General features: G+C 43.9%; 1 protein-coding gene. It reads right to left on the bottom strand.

Going from position 1 to position 1,787, the window contains the following annotated elements; translation table 11 throughout:
- Nucleotides 1–377: 377 nt before the first annotated feature.
- On the bottom strand, nt 378–1,280 hold the full coding sequence (locus KUW00_RS14875) for a DMT family transporter (protein WP_222569452.1): 903 nt from the start codon (nt 1,278–1,280) through the stop codon (nt 378–380).
- Nucleotides 1,281–1,787: the final 507 nt, after the last annotated feature.

Here is a 1,787-nt window from a genome sequence, read left to right as displayed (position 1 = left end):
AGACCGTTCTCGTACAGTCGGAAGATCGCCGACAGTGGAAGGTCGCGGTAGCGCTGATCCAGCCACTACGTGACGTATAAGGCAAGCGAAAACCGGCACGCCTTGGAATGACCGGTTACAGACCACATGAGGTGGTCGGAAATTGATCGCCGACGCGGTGATTGAGTCACTCTGAGTTCCTCAGTCGCTCGAAACCGAATTGATCAGTGGTTCCTTAGTACAAAACCTAGGTGTAGGGTCGTGATTGACCACTTGATATAGTATCACAACGCAACAAGGCCACATCTTATTTTTGGAAGAAAAGGCTAATCGAGCATATCCGGATAAGCCGAGAAAAACTTTAAAAGAACAGTTGTTAATCATTAACAATGTTGCCGTTAGTGTGTGGTTCCATATGTGGTGCTTAAGCATATTCCTATAAAGCTGATAATGGTTCCAAAAACTATCCATCGGTTAAAGATCTCGTCTGTTCGAATGAGCAGGTATGAAATTAAAAGGGTGAATAATGGTGTTGTGGCTGCTAGAGGGGCCACGATCACTAAGCTTCCGGTTTTTAAGGCTAGCATCAGAAAGATTGGTCCAAAGCTGGAAAGAATTCCAGCAGCTATCAATATTTTCAAATCTTCCAAGTTGTAGGATTTAAGAATGTTGGTGTTTGGAAAAGCGAATAAAGAGGCAATTACCCAGGAAGTAACTGTGGTTATCGCTGCCGCTATGACTGGATCAGTGTCTGCAGCAAGACCGGCTTTCCGAAGCGCGATAGAGGTGCCATAAGAGAATGATGCAGCTAACGGGTAAAGAATAAATATATTTATCTTTTTAGTGCTTGCCGCGCTGCTGGATACAGAAGAACTTTGTAAGCCAACTATAATACTTCCAGTTAATACGAGAAAAGCTCCTGTTAACCCTAGAGTAGTTGCTTTTTCTCCCATGAATATTAGCGCAAAACCTATGGAGACAAGTGGGTGAGTCAGTGTTAAAGGGGTTGTGATGTTGGCCCCCAATCTTGCCATCCCTAGAAATTGAAAAAAGCGTCCAAGTAGAGGTGCAAATATCCCCGCAAGGATGAAGGGCCACCAATCCAATAGGCGAAATTCATGAACATCGATTTTCCATAAAGCCCACAATCCCAAAGTAAGAGTGTTTATGCTCAAGGTCAACCATAAGGCTGCCGTGGACGATGTATTTTTGGTGCCTGCTTTAACGAATACGAAAGTGAAAGCAAACATAAGTGAAGATAGTAGTGAGTATGTTACGGAGAGAGTGCTGTCGCTAAGCATGAAAAAGCTTTCCTTTGTCTATTTAGTTTTTATCTATATTCCTGGGTGTCATATGAGAGTTGTTTATGATACCAGGGTTTGAATGATTGTAAATGTTGCTGCTCAGTCACTGAGTGGCAAGAGAACAAGAGCGGAAAATCATTGCTGGGGTGTCGTATTAAAACTTCTGGAGTAATCCCGCTCCATATCAGTGCTAACGCTGCTCATCAAAACCTCCTTCACGACTATTCTTAACAAGTCAATATCCACAAATACAGTGATGGAAGATGCAGCAATATCAACCGTGCTGCCAGCGATTTGAGCATCTACATCGTGAAAAATATGATGCTGCGGTATGAGTTACGTGGCAGTTGGCCTGTAGCGATGCACGTTTTTTGACGCTACAGGGCTAGCCCGGATATTGCACCGGAAATGGAAAAAGCGGCTGAAAATCGGTTATAATTCAAGAGCCTAAGCAAGAATTAGCCGACACAGCCGCCATGACAAAATGTACCACGCCCACCGCCA

This window comes from Halomonas sp. DP5N14-9, from assembly GCF_019802175.1.
Lineage (GTDB): Bacteria > Pseudomonadota > Gammaproteobacteria > Pseudomonadales > Halomonadaceae > Halomonas > Halomonas litopenaei.
This window is presented reverse-complemented; position numbering and strand designations above follow the sequence as displayed.

What these genes read in the sequence shown, in the direction of transcription:
- KUW00_RS14875 (WP_222569452.1), bottom strand. Translation starts at nt 1,280, where the DNA reads ATGCTTAGCGACAGCACTCTCTCCGTAACATACTCACTACTATCTTCA.